This is a genomic window from Methanocellales archaeon (genome assembly GCA_028715985.1).
In the GTDB taxonomy this organism is placed as follows: domain Archaea; phylum Halobacteriota; class UBA148; order UBA148; family UBA148; genus UBA148.
Genome location: JAQUQR010000001.1, coordinates 377,758 through 399,002, shown reverse-complemented (window position 1 = coordinate 399,002; position 21,245 = coordinate 377,758). Strand labels below are relative to the sequence as shown.

The 21,245-nt window shown below is 43.0% G+C and carries 26 protein-coding genes; 19 read left to right on the top strand and 7 right to left on the bottom strand.

Annotation, left to right across the window (positions count from 1 at the left end; translation table 11 throughout):
• Positions 1–2: 2 nt before the first annotated feature.
• A complete protein-coding gene (locus PHI74_02400; GenBank protein ID MDD5484866.1) occupies positions 3–587 on the top strand; it encodes a hypothetical protein in 585 nt (194 codons plus the stop codon).
• Between the two features lie 103 nt (positions 588–690).
• On the opposite strand, the gene hisS is transcribed toward PHI74_02400, so the two are convergent.
• Positions 691–1,932 (bottom strand): histidine--tRNA ligase, encoded by a 1,242-nt coding sequence (gene hisS / locus PHI74_02395; GenBank protein ID MDD5484865.1) that lies wholly within the window; start codon positions 1,930–1,932, stop codon positions 691–693.
• 76 nt (positions 1,933–2,008) lie between these two features.
• Here hisS and PHI74_02390 point away from each other — a divergent pair, with 76 nt between their 5' ends.
• Entirely contained in the window at positions 2,009–2,455 is a 447-nt protein-coding gene (locus tag PHI74_02390) for a cytidine/deoxycytidylate deaminase family protein (GenBank protein ID MDD5484864.1), read from the top strand.
• A 2-nt stretch (positions 2,456–2,457) separates the two neighbouring features.
• On the opposite strand, the gene PHI74_02385 is transcribed toward PHI74_02390, so the two are convergent.
• Entirely contained in the window at positions 2,458–3,282 is an 825-nt protein-coding gene (locus PHI74_02385; GenBank protein MDD5484863.1) for an NAD(+)/NADH kinase, read from the bottom strand.
• Positions 3,279–4,037, bottom strand: a complete 759-nt coding sequence (locus tag PHI74_02380; GenBank protein MDD5484862.1) for a bifunctional fructose-bisphosphatase/inositol-phosphate phosphatase — start codon at positions 4,035–4,037, stop codon at positions 3,279–3,281. Before PHI74_02380 ends, PHI74_02385 begins: the two co-directional genes overlap by 4 nt.
• Positions 4,038–4,121: 84 nt before the next feature.
• Between PHI74_02380 and PHI74_02375 the strand changes: the two genes are divergently transcribed.
• The 9 genes from PHI74_02375 (at position 4,122) to PHI74_02335 (ending at position 10,088) form a co-directional block, all read left to right on the top strand.
• Entirely contained in the window at positions 4,122–4,505 is a 384-nt protein-coding gene (locus tag PHI74_02375) for a translation initiation factor IF-5A (GenBank protein MDD5484861.1), read from the top strand.
• The gene (gene speB, locus PHI74_02370; GenBank protein ID MDD5484860.1) at positions 4,505–5,359 is read left to right on the top strand and encodes an agmatinase; all 855 of its coding nucleotides are present in this window, start codon (positions 4,505–4,507) and stop codon (positions 5,357–5,359) included. The genes PHI74_02375 and speB overlap by 1 nt, the downstream gene beginning before the upstream one ends.
• 1 nt (position 5,360) lies before the next feature.
• Complete coding sequence (locus tag PHI74_02365; protein MDD5484859.1) at positions 5,361–6,284, top strand: deoxyhypusine synthase; 924 nt, start codon at positions 5,361–5,363, stop codon at positions 6,282–6,284.
• 2 nt (positions 6,285–6,286) lie between these two features.
• Positions 6,287–6,682: a Mov34/MPN/PAD-1 family protein gene (locus tag PHI74_02360; GenBank protein ID MDD5484858.1), complete on the top strand. Its 396-nt coding sequence runs from the start codon at positions 6,287–6,289 to the stop codon at positions 6,680–6,682.
• Complete coding sequence (locus PHI74_02355; protein MDD5484857.1) at positions 6,682–7,107, top strand: FAD synthase; 426 nt, start codon at positions 6,682–6,684, stop codon at positions 7,105–7,107. The genes PHI74_02360 and PHI74_02355 overlap by 1 nt, the downstream gene beginning before the upstream one ends.
• Positions 7,108–7,223: 116 nt before the next feature.
• The gene (locus PHI74_02350) at positions 7,224–7,583 is read left to right on the top strand and encodes a hypothetical protein (GenBank protein MDD5484856.1); all 360 of its coding nucleotides are present in this window, start codon (positions 7,224–7,226) and stop codon (positions 7,581–7,583) included.
• A gap of 238 nt (positions 7,584–7,821) precedes the next feature.
• Positions 7,822–8,658: a triphosphoribosyl-dephospho-CoA synthase gene (locus PHI74_02345; protein ID MDD5484855.1), complete on the top strand. Its 837-nt coding sequence runs from the start codon at positions 7,822–7,824 to the stop codon at positions 8,656–8,658.
• A complete protein-coding gene (locus PHI74_02340; GenBank protein ID MDD5484854.1) occupies positions 8,658–9,236 on the top strand; it encodes a DUF447 family protein in 579 nt (192 codons plus the stop codon). Before PHI74_02345 ends, PHI74_02340 begins: the two co-directional genes overlap by 1 nt.
• 102 nt (positions 9,237–9,338) lie before the next feature.
• Entirely contained in the window at positions 9,339–10,088 is a 750-nt protein-coding gene (locus PHI74_02335; GenBank protein ID MDD5484853.1) for a hypothetical protein, read from the top strand.
• 145 nt (positions 10,089–10,233) lie between these two features.
• Here PHI74_02335 and PHI74_02330 read toward each other — a convergent pair whose 3' ends face one another.
• Positions 10,234–10,404, bottom strand: a complete 171-nt coding sequence (locus PHI74_02330; protein ID MDD5484852.1) for an AbrB/MazE/SpoVT family DNA-binding domain-containing protein — start codon at positions 10,402–10,404, stop codon at positions 10,234–10,236.
• A gap of 81 nt (positions 10,405–10,485) precedes the next feature.
• Between PHI74_02330 and PHI74_02325 the strand changes: the two genes are divergently transcribed.
• The 4 genes from PHI74_02325 to PHI74_02310 all read left to right on the top strand — a co-directional run bounded on the left by PHI74_02325 (position 10,486) and on the right by PHI74_02310 (position 13,110).
• Entirely contained in the window at positions 10,486–11,118 is a 633-nt protein-coding gene (locus tag PHI74_02325) for a hypothetical protein (GenBank protein ID MDD5484851.1), read from the top strand.
• 6 nt (positions 11,119–11,124) lie between these two features.
• Positions 11,125–11,352 (top strand): DDE-type integrase/transposase/recombinase, encoded by a 228-nt coding sequence (locus tag PHI74_02320; GenBank protein ID MDD5484850.1) that lies wholly within the window; start codon positions 11,125–11,127, stop codon positions 11,350–11,352.
• A 37-nt stretch (positions 11,353–11,389) separates the two neighbouring features.
• Positions 11,390–11,641: a hypothetical protein gene (locus tag PHI74_02315; protein ID MDD5484849.1), complete on the top strand. Its 252-nt coding sequence runs from the start codon at positions 11,390–11,392 to the stop codon at positions 11,639–11,641.
• Positions 11,642–11,739: 98 nt separating this feature from the next.
• Positions 11,740–13,110 (top strand): reductive dehalogenase, encoded by a 1,371-nt coding sequence (locus tag PHI74_02310; protein MDD5484848.1) that lies wholly within the window; start codon positions 11,740–11,742, stop codon positions 13,108–13,110.
• A 574-nt stretch (positions 13,111–13,684) separates the two neighbouring features.
• Here the strand turns inward: PHI74_02310 and PHI74_02305 are convergent.
• The gene (locus PHI74_02305) at positions 13,685–14,509 is read right to left on the bottom strand and encodes a hypothetical protein (GenBank protein ID MDD5484847.1); all 825 of its coding nucleotides are present in this window, start codon (positions 14,507–14,509) and stop codon (positions 13,685–13,687) included.
• 145 nt (positions 14,510–14,654) lie between these two features.
• On the opposite strand from PHI74_02305, the gene PHI74_02300 reads away from it, so the two are divergent.
• Complete coding sequence (locus tag PHI74_02300; protein ID MDD5484846.1) at positions 14,655–16,325, top strand: ATP-dependent DNA ligase; 1,671 nt, start codon at positions 14,655–14,657, stop codon at positions 16,323–16,325.
• A gap of 191 nt (positions 16,326–16,516) precedes the next feature.
• Here the strand turns inward: PHI74_02300 and PHI74_02295 are convergent, their stop codons facing one another.
• Entirely contained in the window at positions 16,517–17,590 is a 1,074-nt protein-coding gene (locus tag PHI74_02295) for a DUF373 family protein (GenBank protein MDD5484845.1), read from the bottom strand.
• Positions 17,591–17,637: 47 nt separating this feature from the next.
• The gene (locus tag PHI74_02290; GenBank protein MDD5484844.1) at positions 17,638–18,378 is read right to left on the bottom strand and encodes a CBS domain-containing protein; all 741 of its coding nucleotides are present in this window, start codon (positions 18,376–18,378) and stop codon (positions 17,638–17,640) included.
• A 126-nt stretch (positions 18,379–18,504) separates the two neighbouring features.
• On the opposite strand from PHI74_02290, the gene ahaH reads away from it, so the two are divergent.
• Genes ahaH through PHI74_02275 form a run of 3 tightly spaced genes read left to right on the top strand, consistent with a single transcriptional unit; the run spans position 18,505 to position 21,245 of the window.
• Entirely contained in the window at positions 18,505–18,816 is a 312-nt protein-coding gene (gene ahaH, locus PHI74_02285) for an ATP synthase archaeal subunit H (GenBank protein ID MDD5484843.1), read from the top strand.
• Positions 18,816–20,765, top strand: a complete 1,950-nt coding sequence (locus tag PHI74_02280; GenBank protein MDD5484842.1) for a V-type ATP synthase subunit I — start codon at positions 18,816–18,818, stop codon at positions 20,763–20,765. The genes ahaH and PHI74_02280 overlap by 1 nt, the downstream gene beginning before the upstream one ends.
• Positions 20,766–20,768: 3 nt before the next feature.
• Positions 20,769–21,245 (top strand): V-type ATP synthase subunit K, encoded by a 477-nt coding sequence (locus PHI74_02275; GenBank protein ID MDD5484841.1) that lies wholly within the window; start codon positions 20,769–20,771, stop codon positions 21,243–21,245.

Here is a 21,245-nt window from a genome sequence, read left to right as displayed (position 1 = left end):
AGATGAGAGGATATAAAAAAGTAGATCGCACTGGCGAAACAAACCCAAGATCCAGGGGGAATAAAGGAGCTAGGATACCTGTCATCAGCATCCTCCTAATGGTTGCATTCGTCGGGATTTTTGCGGCGATGGTTGCAACATATGTGCTCGTGCCAGAGCCGACGCCCATGCCCACCCCAAGACCTACCCCAAAGCCCACACCGCCACCAACGACAGGTGAAATAGAAAGTCTACGCTTTGAAAATCTGGTGGTATATGCAAGTGAACAAAGTACAACAGAACGGAGCCGTGATACCGCTCTTATGGACGTCACTGGCGTTGGAGCAGTAAATCAGTTAGAGGTAGTGGCTACGGTTGATGGTATCGCAACTTATCTTCGTTCCACTGGTGGAACCCCTATACAGCCAGGAGAGCAAGTATTGCTCGTCAGTGTTGAGAGGATTGCGGCATGCGGCTGTCCACAGCCCATAGTTACGATAGACCCTGGCCAGGAGGTCCGCGTAGTGGTAAGGCATATGCCAACCCGCCACGTGTTTGTAGACACCACTGTGACAGCTATAGCGGGAGATCAATTTGATCTAATGTGAAGTTATATAAAAACCGTGGCAGATAAATATAATGGCGTTATTTGAGCCCCTCTCATTTTTTATATACCTTGAAATAACGTTCTGTCTACTCATTAATGGTGTACTATACCTCATCAAGCCTAATACGCTTTATTGCCTCCTCCATTGTGAGCGTTTCCTGTTCGCCCGTCTTCATGCCTTTGAGGGTTACAAATTCTTCTCCTTTTTGCAGTTCTCTCTCTCCGACTATGACCACATGGGTAGCCCCGATTGCATTGGCGCGTGACAATTGACCGTTTATATCACGATCCATTAGGTCTACTTCTGTGGGAAAGTATTTTCTAATGCGGGGTGCAACCTTCGTGCGCGCCCACTCTCTCTGCTCCTTCGTAGAAACGATCATGACTTTTGTCTGCTGAGGTAATTTTATATCTCCCAATGCCATGATCACTCGATCGAAACCAAAGGCAAAACCCGTGGAAGGGGTGTCCTCCCCCCCGAACAGATGTGCCAATCGATAGGATCCCCCACCGCAGATCTGATTTTCCGTACCTAAACCCTCTGCATAGATCTCGAAAACCATGCCTGTATAATACTCCAAGCCTCTGGCAACAGAGAAATCTATTTTGTGTGATATGCCATACAGATCCAACTGGTCCGAGATATCCTCCAGCCGCTCCAACGCGGGAACATCGCCAACTGTTTCACGTGCCTCCTTGATATCTTCGCTTTTGATCAAAGCACGTATGTTTTCCTCCAGTGCGGTAGCTCCGATCTCATCTAAATAGGTTCTTAGCCCTTCATAATCTCTTTTGTCGATAGATCTAATGATCGCATTCTTCTGTTCATCGCTTAGATCTCCTATAAGTGAGCGGAGAGCGCCAAGATGCCCCACATGTAAGTCACCTTTTAGCCCAATATTATCAAGCACAGATGATGCAAGTGCGATGACCTCCACCTCTGCCTCAGGTCTATCGCTGCCTATCAGCTCAACCCCAAACTGCCAGAACTCTCTAAAGCGTCCTTTCTGGGGCCTTTCGTATCTGAAGCAATTAGAAAAATAATATAATTTTAGCGGCTTGGGGTCTGCTTGCAGTTTTTCCACGTACAATCTCGTAACTGGTTCGGTTAACTCGGGGCGAAGTATCAGCTTCCTTCCACCTTTATCATCAAAAATATAGCTCTGGTCTATGATTGTATCTCCTGATCTAAGCGTGAATAAGTATAAACTCTCAAAAATGGGCGTCTGAATCTCTTGATAGCCCCAGCTTTCCACTGTTTTTCGCATTTTGCTCTCGATAAAACGCCTCTTTGCCATCTCCTCTGGTAAAAAATCTTGCGTACCCCTGGGCCTTTGAATTTTCATGTTTTATCCTCTCGACTTCTTTGTTTGCTTTACATATGATTTAATACTTCTGAAGACACTAAACAAATCGGGAAAAATGAGACCTTCGATCGACGACTACTTCCTGGAAATAGCATCTGTTGTGGCCAAGAGGTCAACCTGTTTGAGAAATCAGGTTGGTGCAGTGATAGTGAAAGACAAAAGGATCTTGGCGACTGGTTATAATGGTGCACCTCGTGGTTTAGAACATTGCTTGGATATAGGGTGCATCCGAAAACAAAACGACATTCCGTCAGGAGAGCGGCATGAACTATGCAGGGGGGTTCATGCAGAACAAAATGCGATCATACAAGCTGCCATTCATGGCGTTTCCATAGAGGGGTCAACCTTGTATTCAACGCATCAACCTTGTATTTTATGCGCCAAAATACTCATTAATGCGAAGATTGGCAGAGTGTTATTTATAAATTCTTATCCTGACGACGCCGCCCTGAAATTTTTGAGGCAAGCCAATGTGGAAGTAGAGCAAAAAGCGATTGATTAGAGCTAAATAACCAATTTGCCTCTTACCTTTGAATAAAAACTCTCCCCGGTTTTTACGAACAATGCTGGCTCCTTTGATTTTGTGAACTTGATGACATCGCCCTTTTTGACCACTTTATTATACTGCCCATCTATGACAATCGTCGCCTCCTTTTTTAGACGCAATAATTTGACCACGATTTCACTATTAGCCGGAACAACCCATGGTCTGGCAGATAGTTTAAATGGCGCCAGAGGAACTATCACAAATGCGTCCACCTTTGGATCGACGATGGGGCCTCCCGCACTCATCGCATAAGCGGTTGATCCAGTGGGAGTTGCCAATATCAAACCATCTGCTCTTATGGTATCCAGCTCATTTTCGTCGATGATTATCTGAAATTGAAGAATTTTTGCTGGTCTGGATGTTATAATAGCTGCTTCATTCGTTGCAGTTGGGAGTTTTTCCCCATTAACGCTTACGTCGAGCCTTGCTCTTCGGTCTACCTCAAATCCTTCCAGTGCCTCACATATGACCGTCTCCGCCTTTTCCGGGGTCACTTCTACTAAAAATCCGACCTCTCCAATGTTTATTCCTAAAATGGGGGTCGGCTTGCTTAACAATTGGATCGCTCTCAGTATTGTGCCGTCCCCCCCCACCGTGATGATCAGGTCTACATCCATTTTATCTGTAGGGGTGGAGTACTTTAGCATGCCGAGTTCGGTTGCGCTTCTCGGATCAAATACGACTTCAACCTTGCCTTGAATCTGCTTCATGACTTTTTCCACTATTTCAATTGCATCAGTCGTATCACATCTTGAGATAATACCGACAGTCTTGGGTTTCATCTACACTCCTTCAATTTACCAAGCAATTCTTCGTGTATGCGCCCATTGGATGCAATTATCCTCATTTTTTGTCTTACATCAAGCGGCAATTTCAGTGTCTCACTCATACAGTCCGTTACCATCCCGCCAGCTTCTTCAACGATGAGTTTTCCTGCTGCGATATCCGTTACTCTTAGATTGTTTCTATTGTCAATGACTGCATCTAGTTTTTGGGATGCTACATAGCATAATTCAAGCGCTACACTACCAAAAAGACGAATTTTGCAGTTTTTTTCTAGGGAAATTTGACTGCTTGTGGATACGCAATACTCCTTCGTATTGTTAGAGACATGAATCCGCCTTCCATTTAGATATGCACCTCTGGCTTTTTCCGCCAAGTACACATCCCCTGTCACTAAATCTCTTATATAACCATAGTATGTCTGCGAAAGATCGTTTCCGCATATTGCCATCGAAAAAGAATAAAAGGGTATGCCATGAATTGCATTATGCGTCCCATCCACTGGATCAAGCACGATGGTGAATTCTGCTCCCTCTCCGAGGTTCATGCTGCCCATTTCCTCGCTTATGAGATTAAATGGTTTTCCATCCTCCTTTAAAACTCGAACAGCTGCCCTCTCTGCAACATCATCGATCTTTGTAGTGGGCGTCCCATCTGCACCCATGTAGAGAACAGTTCCACTCTCTATTTTGCCGACGATGTTGGAAACTGCCTCTTGGACGGCATTTGAGACATCCTCACACAACTTTTTCATATATACCATCTTATATTAATTATTGATCGAGATACATTTAAACTATGGTGTTATTAAGAATACTGAATTTGTGGAGGGTATTTAATGAAAGAACAAGTTGAAGTTCGATCCCTTAAACAAGGGCGCTATGTACTCATCGATGATGAGCCGTGTACTATAATCGGCATTACTAGCTCAAAACCAGGTAAACATGGTTCTGCTAAAGCAAGGATAGATGCAATCGGAATATTTGACTCCCAGAAAAGATCGATAACACAGCCTGTCACCGCTAAGATATATGTGCCCATCGTGGAAAGAAAAAGTGGGCAAGTACTATCTTTATCCAATGAGGCCGTACAACTCATGGATACGGTGGATTATTCCACCTTTGAGATGGGGGTTCCCGCTGAGTTCAGGGAAAGGTTAGAGATTGGAAAAGAGGTCACATATATCGAGTCAATGGGTCGCAGGAAAATCGATATGCGGTGATGCTATTGTCCACCGAACTCTTTGCTGATGCCAATTCTGAATATGCAGATGCAGATTTCGTGATTTTTGGAGTGCCATTCGATAAAACGTCCTGTTTTCGGAAAGGCTCCAAGCGAGCATCATCAGCGATAAGAGAAGCATCTTACAATTTTGAAACCTACGATCCTCATTATGATGTCGATTTATGTGATGTGGCTTTTTGCGATCTGGGCGATATCGATGGAAGCGTCTCGGTTGACGAGATGTTAAAAACCACTCGGAATGTGGTAGAGGGAATCTTAAATGACGGCAAAATCCCGATAATGATGGGCGGTGAACACTCTTTAACATATCCGTGCATCCAAGCGTTTCACGATATCGGCACAGTCGTCTTGGATGCGCATCTTGATCTCAGGGACGAATATGAAGGCTGTAAACACAGCCATGCCTGTGTTTCGCGACGCATCATTGAAGTGGTTGGCGCCATGAACTATGTTTCGATCGGCATCAGAAGTGGGGCCAAGGAGGAATATGATTTTGCCAAGGAGAATGACATTCATTTTTACACCATGGAACAGATACGATCAGAGGGCATTGCTCAAATCGTGCGCGATGCAATTGAATATTTAAACACAGATCAAATCTATCTGTCCATAGATGCAGATGTGATCGATCCAGCATATGCGCCTGCTGTTGGAAATCCAGAGCCCTTTGGGATGAATCCCATTGACATCAAATACGTCCTTCAATCACTGGCTCCATATGCCTCCGGGTTCGATTTGGTCGAGATATCTCCAGAATATGATCATGGGCAAACTGCCTTATTGGGTGCGAAATTGATTAGAGAGTTTATTGCAGCAAAGGGGAGCGTCTAAAATGAATGAGCTAAAGCAATCGATCAGACATATGAAAATAAACTCCACCATGACAGTGAACCAATTGGTCAATGAAATGAGTGGAGCTGCTCTAGGTGCGGGACGACTGGCTGAAGCAGTTGACATTTATGAGGCGATGCTACTTGATGAAACCACAAAGTTCTTTGGTCTCTCTGGTGCCATGACTCCTGCGGGAATGCGCTTAATTATCCAAGACCTGATACGGGCGGGTTATATCGATGTGCTTGTCACAACAGGCGCGAATCTGGTCCATGATCTAATCGAGGCTTTTGGCGGATTTCATTATAAGGGAACTTCGGAAATAGATGATGTAGACCTGAGGCACCAGGAAATCAATCGGATATTTGATGTATTTTTGCCAGAGCACCATTTCACCATCTTTGAAAATAGGATTTTGGATATAATGGCGGATATCGATAAAAAGGGCATGGGCATCAGGGAATTTTTGACAGAAATTGGGCTGAGAGTTGAAAATTCGATCCTGGGGGTTGCAGCAAAAAAAGGCGTGCCTGTGTTTTGTCCCGCTATCTCAGACTCAGCGATAGGGCTGCAGGCGTGGCTATACACTCAAACTCAGAAACTAAGCGTTGATACCTTTAAGGATATGCGCGAGTTCATGGACATCTGTTATAACGCACAAAAGACTGGAGCGGTGCTCATAGGGGGCGGCGTTCCAAAGAATTTCATCCTCCAGTCGATGATTGTAACTCCAAAAAGCTTCGACTACGCGATACAGCTCACCACAGATAGTCCAGAGGCCGGCGGTCTTTCTGGAGCGACGCTCAGCGAGGCAAAATCCTGGGGCAAGGTTGCTGAGGAGGCCAGAGAGGTCACAGTCTATGGAGATGCGACAATATTGCTACCGATCATTGTTGCTGCAGTGCTGGAGCGAATGGGGCAGTAGTAATGCTTCATCAAAAAATTAGGGGAATTGCGAGAGATACCCTTCATTTCCTACTCGAAGTCAGCAAGTCATCACATCCAAATGAGTTTGCAGGATTGTTGAGGGCTGAGGAAGGGGTGATTACTGACGTAATCGTTCTTCCAGGTACTGTGGCCTCTTCATCCAATGCAGTCATGCAATTACATATGATGCCCCTCTCACATTGCGTAGGGTCGGTACATAGTCACCCCTCTGCTGATATGCATCCATCTAATGAGGATTTAATGATGTTCGGGCGCAAAGGAGACTACCATATAATAGCGGCTTATCCTTACGATGAAAATAGTTGGGCCTGTTACGATGCAGCCGGCCGTGTCAGGAATTTGCCCGTGTTAGATGTCGAGTTTGAGGAGGAATGATGACAAGAGTGCTTGCAACAGGAACTTTTGAGATACTCCATCCAGGCCACTTGACATATCTTAGGTGTGCTAAATCCTTGGGAGACGAATTAATCGTCATAGTCGCTCGAGATAAAATGGTGAAACATAAACGAGAACCAACGATTCCAGAGCAACAGAGGCTTGAAATGGTCCAATCGTTGAGCATCGTTGATAGGGCCATCCTGGGTAGCGAGAGGGACATCTTTGAGCCGTTGTATGAGATCAAGCCAGATATCATCGCTCTTGGATATGACCAATGCTTTGATGCTGACGAGTTGTTGAGGCAGTTGCATAAAAGGGGCCTAAAAGCAAAAGTGGTTCGCATAAAAGAGTCTCATCCGGGCAAGTTATGTAGTTGTAGTCATATCATGGAACAAATCACCAAGCGACAGGAATCCCATTAATCGACCATGGCCTTTTCTTCAACCTATGCAGACTTTTTCCAATAAAAAACGGAAAGATTAAGAAAAGAGTTGAACTAGTTAGGTAAGATACAAAAGTGAAATAGAAAGTTGCGGTCTTGAAAGGAAAGGATGATACCATGGAATTGATGCTCTTCAAAATGTTACCTCCAACCCTCGTCCATCTTATTGCACCATGTGCTTTGATTCTTATTGGTTTGATCGTAGAGAGAAAGTTTGTAGGGAGAGTTGCCACGTTCTCCAATGTTATGGCAGCCAATGTTTATTTTTATTATTCGCCATCAATTCATCCACTTTTAGCCATATATCTTACCGTTGGATTTATTTTTATCATTATTGAACTTCTTCCAAGTGGATTTAGGGGACCATTATCTAGACCCTACTCTATTGTTAGATATGCTTATTCCTCTCTTGTTATAGGCGCTTTAATTGTACTTAGTATTGAAAGTATGGTCTGACCGATAGTCGCTTTATGCAATATATACCTACATATCAAAGAGACAACAAGTTCTTAACTAATCAATGAAATGAATGACCAAAGATGTCCTATTTAGTCCAAGTTCTTTTTTGATCTTCCCCTTACTTATTCCTATTTTTGTTTTGTCCTATGCATCTGTTAACCTGTTGGCATTAGACAAATATCTACGCAAGCTATTTGTGATTTGAAAGTGTTATTAACCTTGGACGTAATTAAATATGAATCCTACTTATATCGCACGATGCGCACAGCTTGCAATGCTTTTAGAAGTTTCTGCCACGCCAAAGCCCGGGAACGTAGACCGAAATCATGATTTTGATGATGTTAAGTATGAGCACTTTCTGGCATCCGCTATTGGGGTAGGTCCCATATTTGAGAGGGCTGCGATAGCCAAAAAGGGCATCGGGTCTTTCATCAGAGAGTCGGTCGAGGAGAGTATTAGATGGCAGATCGGAGGTAACACCCATTTTGGCGCATTCCTGCTTTTGATTCCCTTGGTGATGGCGGCTGGAAACGATGGTGCCAAAAGCGTAACTAAGGTAGTGCAAGACACCTCCGTGGAAGATGCTGTCGAGTTCTACAAAGCATTTCGCTGCGTCAAAGTCCGCGTAAGCTCCGTAAAAGAACTGAGCATAGATGATCCCAATTCGGTCAACGAGATTAAAAGAAGGGAATTGACATTATATGATCTCATGCACATCTCTGCCAAATATGATGCGATAGCTCGTGAATGGGTCAGTGGTTTTCAGAGGACGTTTAGAGGCGCCTCTGTTCTAGAAGGGGAGTTGGGTCAGATGAGCATGAACGATGCGATCGTGTTCACATACCTGACATTGCTCTCAGAGCGACCAGATACCTTGATCCAGAGGAAGTTCGGAGTGGAGAAGGCAATAAAGGTCTCTGATAAGGCATCTCGGCTGATGGAAACTTGGGACCTTGATGCAATACGTGATTTCGATGAGGAGTTGATCCGAGAAGGAATCAACCCAGGATCCACCGCCGATATGGTGATCGGGTCCTTATTCATGGCTCTTCTAAGGGGAGTGAAACCGTGATGATAAAGGAGTTTGGATTCCGGGGTATATCTGAGGTAATAGCTACCACGATATCCGAATCAGGAGAGCCAAACGCTGCGCCCATCGGGATAATTTCTGACGGCAACCTTTCAGCCCGAATATATACGAACACTCAAACGTATGCCAACATCAAGGCCACAAAAAAAATGGTCGCAAACATAGTGGATGACCCACTGCTATTCGTGTCGTCTGCACTTATGCATCCCTTTCAGGATGAGATTCGCATGGATGGGGGATATCCAGTGCTAAAGGCTGCAAAGGCATGGATTGTATTTGAGTGTAGTATAGTGAACGATCCAAAGTGTGCCACTGTGATCCTAAGACCTCTGAAAAAAAAGATATTAAAAAGGTCCGTACAGCCTGTAAATCGGGGTTTCAACGCCGTCATCGAGGCAACGATATATGCCACGCGATATCTGGCCATGAAAGACCCAAAGTATCTTCGGTGGATCGAACACTGCGAGGAGATTGTGGTGAAATGTGGCGGAGAGCGCGAAAAGGAGGCGATGTGCAAATTAAAGGAGTTCTTGGGGGCAGATGAGGAGAATTGCGGTTAGCGATATCGTTTCGTATGGGTTTTATTTTTTTTTGTAAATTAGAATTTAATTTTTGATGAGTCAATCTCCTAACTTTGGAAATAAAAGGTAACTTTTGGGGATTTGAGCGTAGCGTATGAACATGATAAATCAAAAATCTGGGAATTGTCAGAGAATTTGATTGTGCTAACAGCAGGAGACGCTTTAGATTATGTAGATTTATTTGAGCAGGTAATGACCAAAATACCCCTCAGAGCGAGATTACCTATATTAGAAGTGACAGAAATAGTCAAAGAAGAATATCTTGAGTTGAGGGGAAAAAAGATTGAGGATGAATTTTTCAAACCAAAAGGATTAAGCATGGAATGGTTTTATGAAAATCAAAATATCTTAAACGAAACTTTAGCTCTAACACTGGATAGAAAGATAGAAGAATATGACTTTGATTTATTTCTAATTATAGCTGGAGTGGATCAAAAAGGAGCCCATATTTACTTTGTTCACACCCCTGATATGGAAGAATTGATGGGAACCTATAGTTGTTACGATTCGATGGGCTATTGTACTGTCGGGACAGGCGATAGACATTCAGATATGGTTTTTGTTGCTAGTAGGTACACCTCCTCTTTTTCTTTGAAGAATGCACTTTATGTATGCTATGAAGCGAAGAAGAAAGCGGAACTTGCTGTTGGTGTTGGAAAGAATTTTACAGATATTATTGTTATCGACAAGGAGGGTGTAACGCATTTAAATGAGACAGTGAAAGAACTTGATGAGATATATAAACAGAGCCTCGAATTGGATAATTCAAAACAAAGTGAGCTACGAACATCAATCAGTTCCTTAGATGTTAAAGAACTACAGAAGGAGTAAAAATACGTGATGGAAAATATTATTGTTGGTAGGAAAAAAAGAAAAAAGTTATGCTGATGAAATCTTAGATGCGAGAATTGACGCAATGATTGCTAAGGGTGAATGTAAACCCCAGAAAAGTAAGCGTAAACCCAAGAAATAATGGTCAAAGCTTCTTTTTTGGTCTAATAATTAATCTTCCACCATTTGCCTCTGAACTTAATTCTTGTCCCTCCATCCACCCTAATTTTTCTATCTTTTTTGGGGGGATGACAACCGTATATTTAGGGTACTCTTTGCCTTTATGTTTCCTTGATAGTTGCCTTTGTAATTGCATGGTTTTACTATATTGTCTTACTCCCTTATAAATCTTTAGGTACCGAAAGCTTTATTATACTTTAGGTACCTAATATATATGGTGAGACAAATGCAAATCACAACCACAAGAGAGGAAAGAGGGCTTGAAATCGCCAATGTAGAAGGTCAGATAAAAAGGGTGGATGACTTCACTTATAAGGTAAAATCGCAATCCAAGAAGGACTTTTACAACCTAAAATCAACTGAAATAGGATGGAAGTGTTCATGCCCTGACCATGTTTGTCGTGGTGCAAAATGTAAGCATATATGGGCTGTCGAGTTCAGCTCGGCTATAAGAAAGCAAGTAGAGAGAGTAAGGATTGAGCCTATCGTAAATGTAAATCCAACTGAATGTGTCTTTTGTGGTTCATCAAGCATAGTAAAGGATGGATTGAGACATAACAAATATGGCAATATTCAGATATTCTATTGTAAAGGTTGCTCACAACACTTTACCGCAAATCTCGGTTTTGAAGGGATGAAAAACAATTCAAAGATTGTAACAACTGCAATGCAACTGTATTTCAGCGGTGAATCCTTTAGAGGCGTTGCCAAGTCCTTAAAGCTCTTAAACGTAAAAGTCTCTCATGTCGCTGTTTATAAGTGGATTGAAAAATACACCAATCTGATGAAACAGTATGTAGAGCAGATAAAACCCCAAGTATCAGATACTTGGAGAGCGGATGAACTCTAAGTAAAGATAAACGGTGATATGAAGTATCTGTTTGCATTGATGGATGATGAAACAAGGTATTGGATTGCTCAGGAAGTTGCAGATAGCAAGTATAAGCACGATGCAAGGGCTTTATTCAACAAAGGTAAGGAGATAGCAGATAAAAGACCGAATGTCCTTATAACTGATGGATTAAGGGCATATCACGATGCATTAGTTTTACACGAATACAAGCCCACAATCCAAGCATATTAACACCATTAAACTAAAGGGAGACAAGAATAACAACAAGATGGAAAGGCTAAACGGAGAGGTTAGACAGAGGGAAAAAGTAATGCATGGATTAAAGAAGAAAGATACGGTGATACTCAGTGGCTATCAGATATTCCACAATTACATAAGAGGTCATCAAGGGTTAAACGGTAAAACACCCGCCGAAGCTTGTGGAATAGATGTTGTAGGAGATAATAAGTGGATAACATTAATCCAAAATGCCACCTATCCCACGCAAGTTAACACTCATCCCCATCTCTCGAGAAGTTAACAGAACCAGCTAGTGGAGTTGAGAGGGAAGGTTTTTCTACAGAGCCAGTTAATCATATATATGTTCTTTTTACACCCAATCTAAAATAGAGGGATACCATGGCAGAGGAACAGAAAGAAGAAAAATTTGAAAAGTTAACGAGAAGGGAACTACTTGTGGGTACGGGCGGGTTCGTGGCTGGAGTAGCTGTCGGATCTGGAGGCGTATCTCTCTTATTGCCCCCAAAAGAAGTAGAGGTACAAAAAATAGTAGAGGTACCTGTAGAAGTAATAAAAGAAACAGAAGCAGTCAAGGAAGTAGAAATAAACAGATACGCCTGTCCATACTGCGATGGGACATTCAGTACGTTGGGTGCCTTGAGAGTCCACGTCGATTCAGAACATCGATCCACACCGACATCCCTAAGGGAGAGTGAGGGCAGACCCACTTACATCAATAAGGTCGATAAACCCACCTATGATGATTTTGTGGTAGAGACAATTGAGCAATTTGATCAGAAGAATGAAGTGTTTAGCAGATCTGTGTGGGACGAGGAGTACAAAAAGAGACGTGCAGAGGCTCCTTTAATAGAGGTTGATGAACTGGTGAGGCAGGAGGGAAATGCCCTCAGTGCTGGTGCCATATACGTGGACGATAAGGCTGGCAGTCTTGCCCCTAATTATTCCGGATACCAAGGATACCAGATGGGTTTCGGCGGGCTATACGACAGGGACGAGCCCGTAGCTGAAACAAAATTCCCTGTTTTATATCCCGTAGAGATGTCCAAGAGAATCAAGAAGGTAGCAAAATTTTACGGAGCAGACCTTGTTGGAATATGTGAGCTCGACCAACGCTGGGTGTACTCCAACTATTTCGATAGGTCGACTGGCAACTTTGGTGAACTTGGTATTCCCTATAAATACGCGATAGTGCTTGCGGTCGAAATGGACTGGGAAGGAATCAAAAAGTCTCCTGGCTATGAAGCCTCCGCAGCAACAGCTCTTGGATACTCCGAAATGGCTGAGGTGGCGCCCTCACTTGCCAGGTACATACGTTCACTGGGATACCCTGCCATACCCAGCGGCAACGACACGGCACAGAGCATCCCACTTGCCATTGACGCCGGCCTGGGGGAACTTGGGCGGCTCGGTCTACTCATAACTCCTGAGTTCGGGCCACGAGTTAGGCTCTGCAAGGTGTTAACCGACTTGCCCTTGAAGCCGGACAAGCCGATCGAATTCAGGATACAAAGATTCTGCGAGTCATGTGTCCTCTGCGCCAAAAGCTGCCCTATGGGAGCCATCAAGTTCGGAGAGCGCACCACTGAACCTACTTCCATTTCTAATCGAACAGGCCTACTGAGATGGCCCGTCGACGTTGTAAAATGCCACATCTTTTGGCAAATGAACCGTACGTCTTGTGCCAATTGCATAGCGGCTTGTCCCTGGTCAGACATGGGCATTCGAGGCGAGATAAAGTATAACCTTTGAATGGGAAAATTCCGCGGTTTGGGCTAAGTCTTTAATGGCTTCGTCGATTTAAAATAATATCAAAACCCCAAGACTTTTTCAAATTTCAACATCAATTTTATAATTTTTAATCTCTAATCTTTCTCTAAATTCAAGTAACTCTTCCCCGTTCTGATTCCAGAAATCATGATCCGAATAATGATAGTCTAACTCTTGTCTATTACTGATGATATATCCTAAGATTACAGTCGTTGGTTCAAAATGACTTGTATCTGAATTGCTCGCTACTCTCTTAATATTCTTCAAATTTTTCTGAAACCTTCTTTTCGAAATCTGGTAATGATTTAATATTATTTGCAAATTTATCCAGACTTTCTTTCAGCTTTTCCACTTCTTCGTCATGCTTTTCTATTTTTCAGCTATCTTTGGAGATTGTTTCTTAAAATCATCATAGACGATCTTTGTTCTCCTATACGATGGGTCACTTCTCCCATATGATGGGTCACTAATAAGTGTGAGCTTGGTAGGATGACGTAAAGAAGATGTTTGATTTTCTATTTAGCACCAAACTACTTCTCCTTTTTTAAGTATTTTTTCATGCTAAGTCTTCTAGCTTGGGTCTATCCTCCATTGTTTCGTAGCTGATTCCGTATTTATTATTATATGTCTTACAAACACCCTCTAAGTCTCCTAAAATCTCATCAGTCAATTCAAGTAACTTTTTACAGCTCGTTTCAACAGCAATGGTATAATTTTTAATTTCTGGCCTTTCCCTTATCTCAAGTAACTCTTTTCCGTTCTGATTCCAGAAATCCTGATAGACATTAATCCGATAGACACTATCCCCGCCTAAATCTTGTTTATTACTTACGATACATTCTAGGATATATACTAAATTTTCAATCGTTGGTTCAAAATGACTTGCATCTGAACTGCTTGTCACTCTTTTGTATTCCTCAAATTGTTCTGACACCTTCTTTTCGAAATCCGGTAATGACTTAATTTTATCTGCAAGTGTATTCAGGCTTTCTTCCAACTTTTCCATTGCTTCGTCATGCTTTTCTATTTTTTCAGTTATCTTTGGAGATTTTTCCTTAAAATCACTATAAACTAATTTCATTTTTCTATTTACTAAGTCCCAATCTCCAATGAGCTTCTGAGGATATATTAAACAGGGTGGTTGATGTAGTATTGCCCGTGACCATTCGACTTCCACCTTTTTTAGGTACTCTTTCTGAGCATCTAACTGCTCAAATAATGGACGAATTAAAACGTCTGCAATTTCCTGAAAACGTTTCTTATTTCTTTCTGTTCGTTGTTCACGTAGTAGAAAATAAGTTAAAGTTGCATAGGTTACAGTAGCGGCAGCTATAATCACTGAAGATATGATTTGCACTAATGTTTCCATTCCAATTGCCATCTACTTTTCCCCTTTATGTAAACTTCCTAAATATTTTAAATCATATATGCTAATCAACCTTTCCAAAAAAAATCATGATGTAATGGGGCCTTTGATTATCGCAATCGCAAGAATAATACCCTTAGAGACCTAATTGTCTCTCATCATGAAATTTATCGAGTTCGCTGAGATATGCGAGAAGCTTGAAAGCATTACGAGCAATCTGGAGATAACCAAAGTAGTTTCCCAACTTTTGCAGGATACGGATGAGCTAGATATCGTGCCCCGTTTCATCATGGGTCGCATCTTCCCAGCGTGGAGTGCCGAAGAGCTTGGCATGGGCCCCAGTCTTCTCTACGATGCCATAGCCATGGCAACGGGCACTAAGAGGGGGGAGATCAAAGGGGTCGTCAGGCAGAAGGGTGATGTTGGCATGGCCTGCGAGGACCTATGTGCAAGAAGAGTGCAGCAACCACTTTTCTCCGGTGAGTTGACAGTAAAGCAGGTTTACCGAAATTTCAAGAGCATTGCTCAACTTGATGGCAAAAAGTCTCAGAAAAGAAAAGTTAGGATGCTAGCGGAGCTGTTTATTTCTGCAAAGCCAAAGGAGGCACGATATATAGCCCGACTAGTTTTAGAGGAGTTACGCATAGGGGTGGGGGAAGGCACCGTTCGGGATGCAATCGCAAATGCGTTTGGCATTCCTGTTGGCTTAGTGGAAAGAGGGTATATGCTGACAAACGATTTCGGACTGGTTGCAGTGACCGCAAAAGAAGGAGTGGAAGGGCTAGAGTGCTTGGACATAAAACCCGGTCGGCCAGTCAAGATGATGCTGGCGCAAGTGGCCGAGAGCAAAGAGGCGGCAATAGAAGAAATGGGTGAAGCTGCCATAGAATGGAAATACGATGGGGCACGTATGCAGATTCATAAAATGGATGATGAGATACAGCTATACTCCAGGAAGTTGGAAAACATCACCAAATCCCTACCAGACATTGTGAATTTGATCAAAAAGGATGTGACCTTTAAACGAGCCATTCTCGATGGGGAAGTGATCGCAATAGGCGAAGATGGTAAACCGAGACCTTTTCAGGATATTTTGAGGAGATTTAGAAGAAAATATGACGTGGAGCAAATGGCAAAGGAAATCCCATTTCTACTGAGCTTATTTGATGTTTTGTACGATGGCAAAGGTTTGATCGATTTTACTTTGAGCGAAAGGCGCAAAGTCCTCGAGGGTAGCCTAAAAACGAAACACTCATCAAAGATCATCGTAGCGCCGCAGACCATCACAAGTGATCTCGCTGTCATCGAGAGCATTTATCAAGAGGCACTGTCTGCTGGACACGAGGGCGTGATGATCAAAAACCCCAAATCAACATACACTCCTGGCAAGAGAGGAAAAAATTGGTTGAAAATAAAACCAGTAATGGAGACATTAGATCTAGCTGTGATAGGGGCTGGGTGGGGGGAAGGCAGAAGGGCAAACCTCATCGGCTCATATTCGTTGGCTTGCAGGGATGAGGACACAAATGAGCTTCTCGGCATAGGGAGGGTCGGAACTGGAATTACCGATGAAAAACTAGCAGAACTAACCGAGCTTTTTAAGGAGCTTATAATATCAGAAATCGGAAAAGAAATCGATATCAAACCAGAAATTGTGTTTGAAATAGCCTATGAGGAGATTCAGAAAAGCCAGAATTACGAATCAGGTTTTGCCCTTAGGTTCCCAAGACTGATCAGCATAAGAAGCGATAAATCAGTGGAAGATGTAGATTCCGTGCGGAGAGTGCAAGAATTATACGGAAAACAGAAAGGTCGCGGAGTCGATAGATAAAATAAAAGAGGTTTCTGCTCAGCCCGCTCTTGGGCAATGTAATGTTACATTCGTTCTATTAGGTTAGATGCCCCCAAAGATGAACAGGGTTATAATGTCTCTGTAGTTATTGTTATGTTATATCAAGGAATCCCATAAATTTTTGGAAATAGCCTTAAAATGCCTGCCAAGGCAGTACATGAGATCAAAAATTAGGTTGGAGATTGTTTGCCTTCCAGCATTCTTATGTATGCAGATAGTCCAACTCCGATGAAGGCTATAATCACTGCACCAACTATAGAGATCATAAGGTATTGAATTGCAGCAGAGCGAAATCCCTGGTTGAGCAATAAGGCACAGGCAGATCCACCCCAAAGAGTCACGCCTGCCGCTGATAGGAAAAATGGTAGAACCCAATATCGCCCGACTCGTTCTTTGCTTAGGTATGAATCGATGATCCTCCCCACCCAAGAGAGAAGCCCGCTGGCTACAAACCACCAGACTGAGGCATTGATGAAAATTACGACGAGCAACAACCCTTGAGATTCAAGCTCCCAACATTTGGCCAGTCCTTGGGTGATGCCTATGAAGACAAGGATCGCTGCAGCTACATAGGTAACAAACGAAATTCTCCCCCCATAGAAAGACCGTTTCAAATTTTCTGTGAAATCCTCTATTATATCCTCCAGCCCAAACCCCCTAAATAGCAGATAAACTCCGACAAAAGCCAGGATGGCTATGATAGCCCCTTGGGGATATCCTGCAAACACCGAAATGGCATAGATGAGACAGGCGAGCCCAAGGGGTATGAAAAAAGGTCTGGAGATCTTGGGGTCACTGAACAACTCCTTGATGATGTAATAAATGCTCTCCAGATTCTGGCTCTGTTTGACTACAACTCTACGCACCGAGTCAACCTTGAACCTGGATTCGATGAGAGGGAGCACAAATTCGTCCTCGGCTCCGTCTGTCACGACGATTGCATTTTTTACACCATATTTATTTGAGAGTTCATCAAGCTGGTCCGCTATGAACGTATCCGACTTTACTCCAATATCCTGATCACCGCAAATGGATACGATCTCAACATCAACCCCCTCTGCCTTGAGTTTATCATAAATCTGGATTGCACCAAAGATGGTGTTGGTATCAGAATCCTCTGGGTCATATAATGCTAACCTAGTTGCAGCATCAAGATTATCAGCTCTACCCACAACTGGACCCTTGATTCCAACTTTATGTCCTATGTCATCATCCCTATCAATACAGATTATGAGGGTATGCATCATGCTAAGATATTGAAAAAAAGGATATAAAAACCTTGGCTCTTCAATCAATAATTCAATATTTTGACATCATCCAAAGAAAGGAGACCGGCATCTTTGGCGGTTCTCTCCATTCCAAGGGGCACGTTCTTTTCCATTACGATTATGTATGCATCCATCGCATCTATACCAAGTCTTTTTGCCGCGATGACCCGATGGTGTCCATCCACAAGCAGCATTTTATTTGGTTTTTTGATAACTACTATGGGTTCCGTCAGCCCTCTTTTTAGTTCATAGATCCTACCCTCCAGTTCATCCAAATGTATTTTTGGCTGCGTTGGAACAAGTTGGTCGATGAGAACCTTATCGTGTTTCACGCTTACCTTTATATCGTGAATGATTTCTAATGTCTTTTTGAGCTTCCACACTTTTTGAGGGTCCGCTCTCTCTATCTGGGAACGTATGACATCCGCATTAGAAAGAATGCCTTCCAAGTACCCATCATCGTTGACAACCATCAACTTTGAAACGCCCTTTCTGAACATCACTCTTGCTGCATCTGTCAGATACATGTCTGGATGTGCCACCACGAGGTCTTTTGACATGACCTTTGACACCTGATCTGCCTGATCTGAAGATAAAAGGTCCATCGAAGCTATATACCCCTCTACTTTGCCATTTTTGACTACTGGGAAGCCATCATGGTCTGTTTTATGAATGAGATCTATGACTTCCGCAATAGTATCTTCTGGAGATACTGTAATGACGTCTTGGGTCATATAGTCCTCTACCTTAAGTTTGTCTGCCATCGGAATCGTCTTCTATTGAGACATATTACCACTTATTCTTTATGCCTTTTTGTGATTGTGAAGCCAAGCCTCAAGAGGTGATAAAAAGTTTTAAGTCCTAAACTGTTTTATTCAGTGGGAAGGGATATGACCATCAAGATAATACAAGAAATAAGGGCATCTGAGCTAAAGGCGGACGAAGTTATAAAACAGGCTCAACTTGAGGCAGAGGGCATCTTGTCACATGCCAGACTCAAAGCCAGTAAAATTCTTGAAAAAGCTGAAGGAGAGGCTAAGAAAGAGTACACTTCCATAATTAACAAGGCAGAGGAGGAGGCAAGAGAGGAATCCCTTGCCATAAATAGGGATAATGAAAAGGATATCAAAGCCATAAAGCATGTTGCCCAAGAAAACATGGATAAAGCGGTCAACCTAATCGTCAGTAGGATGGTAACCTAATGCCAGTAGCCGATATTAAAAGAATCCATATTATTTCGCATGAATCCCAGAAAGAAAAGATCGTCAGCGAGCTACAAAAAGTTGGGCTCATAGAGGTCACCGACCTACGTGAAAGACTGGCTACTACTGACTGGAGATTACTGTTAAAAGAGGGGAGAGAGCCAGAACTTCGAGAGTTGGACCAAAAACTCTTGGAGCTGGATCATGCAATAGATTTCCTTTCCAATTTTGAAGAAACTGGTAAGGGCTTCATCGATGGTTTTTTTAGCTCAAAGACGCCCATGAAAAGGACAGAATTTGAGAGAGCTGGCGATTTTTCTGAGTATAAAAAAATATGCGATAGATGTAATAGCTTAGAACGCAGGCTAAATGAGCTGAAAAATGAGAAAAATAAGCTTTTGTGCACATTAGATCAGCTTTCAGGTTGGACCGGCTTAGATATTCCCTTGGAAGAGATGGGGAGAACGGAAAAGACAAACATAGTGCTTGGGACCGTAAATGCTTTTGAGGAAATGAGGGAGGACCTCACAGAATTGGCACCTGAAACATACCTCAAAGCTGTGTCGGAAAGTGAGGAGGGGTACCACATCCTTGCAATCTATATGAAGGACAAAGAGGAGGAGGTCACTCAAGCAATGAGAAAATATGATTTTGCTAGAGTGACATTTCCAGAACTAACCGGAACGCCTTCAGAGGTTCAAGCAAGAATAAATGAAGAGCTGTCGATTATCGAGAAAGAAAAAGGAGACATCAAAGCTGAGATCTCAGACCTGCTCAGGCATAAGTCCGGTCTTTTGGCAATGTATGACCACATCCATATCGATAGAGAACGAGAAGAGATAATAAAGAACTTTGCAAAAACTGAGACATCATTCCTGATAGAGGGATGGATCAAGGAGAAAAACATAGAGACCTTAAGAAACCTGCTGAAAAGCGTATCAAATACCGTAGAGATATTTACGAGAGATCCGGAAGATGGTGAAAATCCCCCGATCGCTCTAGAAAATACAACCCTAGCAGATCCGTTTGAGGCCATCATAGATATGTATAGTCTGCCAAAATACAGCGAGATGGATCCCACACCACTCGTGACAGCTTTTTTCATCGTATTCTTTGGCGTATGTCTATCTGATGCTTGCTACGGGATTATGCTCTCAATATTATCAATACTAATGACGAAAAAATATGTCATGGGGCCCACAGGTAAAAAATTTCTGAGGTTGTTGGCAATCTGCGGTATTTCCAGCGTCTTCTTCGGAGTATTGGGTGGAAGTTGGTTTGGAGATTTATTGAAAATGCCAGCACTATGGGTAAACCCTGTAGACGATCCGATGACGATGCTGATATTCGCTCTAATTTTGGGTATAACCCACATCTTCGTCGGCATAGGGGCGAAGATGTATAATAACATACGAAGGGGGAACATCAAAGATGCAGTCTTTGACCAACTCACATGGTTCACTCTCTTAAGTGGATTGGTGCTCATAATTTTGGCAGAGATGAATATCATATCCCTCGGCAAAATACCCTATGGTGTGGCTGGATTGGGTGCGATGACCCTCGTTCTAACGCATGGTCGGTCTCAAAAGGGGATGGTGAAAAAACTAGTTTTCGGGCTGGCAAGCCTCTATGGGATGGTTGGGTATCTTGGCGATGTGCTGTCATACTCAAGGCTCATGGCACTTGGATTGGCTACAGGGGTAATCGCCATGGTCTTCAACAATATGGCATTAATGACAAGAGGCATACCTCTTATCGGCGTCCTTATTGCAGCGATAGTGCTCATAGTTGGTCATCTTTTTAATTTGCTCGTAAGCACACTAGGCGCATTTATTCATACTTGTAGGCTGAACTACGTGGAGTTTTTCAGCAAGTTTTATGAAGGTGGTGGGAAAAGGTTTTCACCCTTTAGAGTTAGTACGAAATATGTCGAAATAGAGGAGGTATAAAGAATGGTAGAGATAGGATTGGGTTTAGCTTTAGCGACATTGGGTGCCGCCTTGGCAGTAGCTCTGCCTGGGACTGGCTCAGCAATAGGAACGCGCATAGTAGGACAGGCAGGCGCTGGTGTGGCAACGGAGTCCCCAGAAAAATTTGGTATGATCCTGCTCCTACAAGCGCTTCCAGGAACGCAGGGCATATATGGCTTGTTAACAGGCTTCCTTGTGATAATGGGCATCGGACTGCTCTCGGGATTGCAACCAGTTGGAGCAGCGCAGGGGTTAGCCATACTTTTTGCGTGTTTACCGGTAGCAATAGCAGGTGGCCTTTCAGCGCCTGCACAAGGAATGGTTGCAGCTGCTGGTGTTAGCCTGATCGCAAAGAGACCAGAAGAAGTTGGAAAAGCGATCATATTTGCTGCCATGGTGGAAACATTCGCAGTTTTTGGCTTGCTAGCTTCGATTCTACTGCTCAGAGGGGTGTTATAG

Coding starts and splice junctions, on each gene's coding strand:
- speB (MDD5484860.1), top strand. CDS start 4,505: ATGCTATTGTCCACCGAACTCTTTGCTGATGCCAATTCTGAATATGCA.
- hisS (MDD5484865.1), bottom strand. CDS start 1,932: ATGAAAATTCAAAGGCCCAGGGGTACGCAAGATTTTTTACCAGAGGAG.
- PHI74_02365 (MDD5484859.1), top strand. CDS start 5,361: ATGAATGAGCTAAAGCAATCGATCAGACATATGAAAATAAACTCCACC.
- PHI74_02315 (MDD5484849.1), top strand. CDS start 11,390: ATGGAAAGGCTAAACGGAGAGGTTAGACAGAGGGAAAAAGTAATGCAT.
- PHI74_02355 (MDD5484857.1), top strand. CDS start 6,682: ATGACAAGAGTGCTTGCAACAGGAACTTTTGAGATACTCCATCCAGGC.
- PHI74_02375 (MDD5484861.1), top strand. CDS start 4,122: ATGAAAGAACAAGTTGAAGTTCGATCCCTTAAACAAGGGCGCTATGTA.
- PHI74_02300 (MDD5484846.1), top strand. CDS start 14,655: ATGAAATTTATCGAGTTCGCTGAGATATGCGAGAAGCTTGAAAGCATT.
- PHI74_02385 (MDD5484863.1), bottom strand. CDS start 3,282: ATGAAACCCAAGACTGTCGGTATTATCTCAAGATGTGATACGACTGAT.
- PHI74_02380 (MDD5484862.1), bottom strand. CDS start 4,037: ATGAAAAAGTTGTGTGAGGATGTCTCAAATGCCGTCCAAGAGGCAGTT.
- PHI74_02330 (MDD5484852.1), bottom strand. CDS start 10,404: ATGCAATTACAAAGGCAACTATCAAGGAAACATAAAGGCAAAGAGTAC.
- PHI74_02290 (MDD5484844.1), bottom strand. CDS start 18,378: ATGGCAGACAAACTTAAGGTAGAGGACTATATGACCCAAGACGTCATT.
- PHI74_02280 (MDD5484842.1), top strand. CDS start 18,816: ATGCCAGTAGCCGATATTAAAAGAATCCATATTATTTCGCATGAATCC.
- PHI74_02305 (MDD5484847.1), bottom strand. CDS start 14,509: ATGGCAATTGGAATGGAAACATTAGTGCAAATCATATCTTCAGTGATT.
- PHI74_02345 (MDD5484855.1), top strand. CDS start 7,822: ATGAATCCTACTTATATCGCACGATGCGCACAGCTTGCAATGCTTTTA.
- ahaH (MDD5484843.1), top strand. CDS start 18,505: ATGACCATCAAGATAATACAAGAAATAAGGGCATCTGAGCTAAAGGCG.
- PHI74_02400 (MDD5484866.1), top strand. CDS start 3: ATGAGAGGATATAAAAAAGTAGATCGCACTGGCGAAACAAACCCAAGA.
- PHI74_02275 (MDD5484841.1), top strand. CDS start 20,769: ATGGTAGAGATAGGATTGGGTTTAGCTTTAGCGACATTGGGTGCCGCC.
- PHI74_02340 (MDD5484854.1), top strand. CDS start 8,658: ATGATAAAGGAGTTTGGATTCCGGGGTATATCTGAGGTAATAGCTACC.
- PHI74_02295 (MDD5484845.1), bottom strand. CDS start 17,590: ATGCATACCCTCATAATCTGTATTGATAGGGATGATGACATAGGACAT.
- PHI74_02310 (MDD5484848.1), top strand. CDS start 11,740: ATGGCAGAGGAACAGAAAGAAGAAAAATTTGAAAAGTTAACGAGAAGG.
- PHI74_02390 (MDD5484864.1), top strand. CDS start 2,009: ATGAGACCTTCGATCGACGACTACTTCCTGGAAATAGCATCTGTTGTG.
- PHI74_02360 (MDD5484858.1), top strand. CDS start 6,287: ATGCTTCATCAAAAAATTAGGGGAATTGCGAGAGATACCCTTCATTTC.